Origin of the sequence: Mycobacterium sp. 1245805.9 (assembly GCF_001672915.1) — a bacterium.
In the GTDB taxonomy this organism is placed as follows: Bacteria; Actinomycetota; Actinomycetes; order Mycobacteriales; family Mycobacteriaceae; genus Mycobacterium.
On the sequence record NZ_LZKR01000154.1, the window covers coordinates 1 to 3,264 of the forward strand.

The following is a 3,264-nucleotide window of genomic DNA, read 5'->3' on the forward strand; positions in this document are numbered from 1 at the left end:
GCCGTTGCCGCCGTGGCCATTGGCGCCCAGGAAGCCGCCGCCCGTCGCCGCCGGCACCGCCGGTGCGGTAACGGTGGGGCCGGCGGGGCCAATGGGCTGTTCGGCGGCGGTAACGGCGGCGCCGGCGGCGCGGGCGGCAACGGCGGGTCCGCCGGCTTGGTGCTTGGCGCGAATGGCGCGACGGGCGGGACCGGCGGTAACGGTGGGGCCGGCGGCGCCAACGTGCACCTGTTCGGCGGGCACGCCCGCGCCGGCGGGACCGGTGGCACCGGCGGGCTCGGCGGGGCCTCATCGATGAACGGCGGGCACGGCGGGCTCGGCGGCAACGGCGGGGACGGCGGCGCCAACCAGGCGCTGCTGGCCGGCCACGCCGGGGCGGGCGGCACTGGCGGCAGCGGCGGCACGGGCGGCGGTGCGGGCGCGTCGAGCGCCACCGGTACCGCCGGCACTGGCGGCAACGGCGGCGCGGGCGGCAACAGCCCCGGCGGCATCGGCGGCAACGGGGGCCAAGGCGGCCAAGGTGGGCTAAGCAACTTCACCGTCGGAAGCGGCTCCGCCGCGTTCAACGGGGGTGACGGCGGCGCCGGCGGCCGCGGCGGCAGCGGGGTAGTCGGCGGCAACGGCGGCAACGGCGGGGCCGGCGGCGGAGCCATCGTCCACGCCACCGACGCCGGTGCCGCCGGCGGGGCCGGCGGCGGCGGTGGCGCCGGCGGCAACAGCACGGGCGGTGGTCACGGCGGCACCGGCGGCCGCGGTGGCGCCGGCGGTTTTGCCGATGCCGTCGGCGTTATCACGGCCTCGGCCGGTGGCGGTGATGGGGGCGGCGGTGGCGGCGCAGCTGGCGCCACCGGTGGCCCCGGCGGTGGTGGCGGCGGGGGCGCCGCCGCTGTCTTGGGCAGCGAATCGGCCTCTGGCACTGTCGGGCAGACGGGCCAAGGCAACTCCACGGGCGGTGGTGGTGGCGGCGGAGGCGCCACAATCGTTGGCAAGACTGGCACCATCGCCTCCGCCGAAGGCGGTGGTGGTGGCGGCGGCGGCATCACCGGTGGCACCGGTGGCACCGGCGGCACCGGCGGCGGCGACAGTGGAGCCGGTCACGGTGGCACCGCCGGCCAGGCCGGCGGCACCGCCTTGCCGTCACCGCCCGGCGGAGTCGGCGGCACCGCCGGCATCGGTGGCGGCGGGGGCGGTGGCCTGGCCCTCGCCTCCGGTGCCGCCACCGTCCTGCTCGGCGGCCACGGCGGCACTGGCGGCGGCCCGTAACGACGACGAGTCGCGGCCCTCTAGCTGCCCGAAAGGCCCAGATCTCGTTCGGGCTAATTGTCCGCTGGCCAGCGCCTCCGGTATATGTTCGTGTCATGCGGTACCGGCACGCCAAGGGCGTCGACGTGCAATGTTTCCGCGTTGGTCGCGGCGCAGTCAGCGCGACTTTGCTGGATGGTTTCCCGAATAAGGGAAGTGAGATGTCATGGACTTTTTAGCGCTGCCGCCCGAGGTGACCTCGGCGCTCGTGCATTCAGGTCCCGGGGCGGGTTCGCTGATCGAGGCGTCCGCCGCCTGGCAGCGCATCGGCAACGAGTTGGACAGTTCGGTCAGCACCTATACGTCGGTGTTGTCCTCGCTGATGGACGAGTGGGACGGCCCGTCGGCCGCGGCGATGGTTCAGGCCGTCCAGCCCTACATCACCTGGCTGCGCGACACCGCCCAGCAGACCCAGCAAATGGCCTCCTCGACGCAGGCCGCGGCGACCGCGTTCAACTCGGCGCAGTCGTCGGTGCTCCCGCTCGCAACGGTGACCGCCAATCGGACGCGGCTGGCACAGCTGATCGCCACCAACCGGTTCGGCGCCAACCTGCCGGCCATCGCCGCCACCGAAGAGCAGTACCAGGAGATGTGGGCGACCAACTCCGCCGCGCTGACGCGCTATCAGGCTGCCGTGACGCAGGCGCTCGACCTGCAGCAGTTCACGATCCCGCCGGCGAGCACCGACCCGGCCGGGACGGCCGCGCAGGCCACCGCCACGTCCGCCGCCGCGGCCACGCCGGCGGCGTCGACCCCGATCGGCGACTTCTTGGAGTCGATCGTCGGCACCCCGTTCGGCTTCGACCCCAACGTCGGCTGGTTCGGGCTGGCCAACACCTACGCCAACCAGTTCATCTCGTCCGGGTTCCCCATCAACCTGCTCAGCTACCTCGCGCAGAGCACGTCGGCCCAGGCGCTGCAGAGCGTGGGCGGTGACATCGGCCAGGGCCTCTCGGAGGGCGAGTCCGCGCTGGGAGCGGCGGGCGCCAGCCTGTCCAATGCGGTGAAGTCGCTCGGATCGGCGCCGACGGGGGCGATGGCCGTCGGGGTGTCGATGGGCAAGCTGACCGCGCCGCCCGCCGTCGTGGGCCTGCTGCCCGCCGCGCAGACGCCGGTCCAACTCGCGTCGGCGACCTCGCCGCTCGACGGCGCCGACGCCGGGTTGCCCATGCTCCCGCCGCTGATGCCGCCGCCGGTCTCCGCGGGCAGCGGCTGGCGCAAGCGCAAGCAGACCAAGCTCGAAGACCTCCAGGTGGGCGCCGAAGTCAAGGGCAAAGTGATCCGCACACCGCCATCGGCCGGATGAAAGCATGGACTTCGGGACGCTGCCCCCAGAAATTAGCGCGGCGCTGATCCACTCCGGACCGGGTGCGGAGTCGCTGATCGAGGCGTCCGCCGCCTGGGAGAGGTTGGGCATCGAGCTGGAGGATTCCCTGCCCGGCTACGGCTCGGTGCTCTCGACGCTGGGCGAGGCCTGGGGCGGCCCGTCCGAGGCCGCGATGGTCCGGGCCGTCGACCCCTTCCTCGCGTGGTTGGCCGCCACCGCGCAGCAGTGCGAACGGGTCGGCTCCTCGATGCGGGCGGTGGCGGCGGCGTTCGAATTGACCCGGCGGACCGTGGTTTTCCCCATTCAGGTCGCGGCCAACCGCACCCGGCTGGCGCGGCTGATCGCCACCAACTGGCTCGGCACGAACTTCGCGGCGATCGCCGAGACCGACGCCCAGTACGAGGGCATGTGGGTGAACAACTCGGCGGCGATGAATCGCTACGCGGCGACCTCGGCACAGGCCACCCGGCTGCCGCAGTTCTCGTCGCCGCCCACGATCGTCAGCCCGGCGGCGGCGCCCCGCCCGGCCCCGGCCCCCGCCGCCGCCCCCGCCCCCCCCCCGGCGGGCCCCCGGCGGGGGGGGGGCCCGCGGGCCCCCCGCGCCCCCGGCCCGCCCCCCCGCCCCACCCCCGCCC

At 74.9% G+C, this 3,264-nt stretch carries 3 protein-coding genes; all 3 read left to right on the plus strand.

Annotation, left to right across the window (positions count from 1 at the left end; translation table 11 throughout):
* On the plus strand, positions 1–1,263 hold a 1,263-nt coding region (locus A9X00_RS31425), incomplete at its 5' end, for a hypothetical protein (RefSeq protein WP_197515219.1).
* Positions 1,264–1,468: 205 nt separating this feature from the next.
* A complete protein-coding gene (locus tag A9X00_RS20605; RefSeq protein ID WP_067157649.1) occupies positions 1,469–2,608 on the plus strand; it encodes a PPE family protein in 1,140 nt (379 codons plus the stop codon).
* 4 nt (positions 2,609–2,612) lie between these two features.
* Positions 2,613–3,264 (plus strand): PPE family protein (locus A9X00_RS20610; protein ID WP_156772206.1); only part of this gene is annotated, 652 nt, incomplete at its 3' end.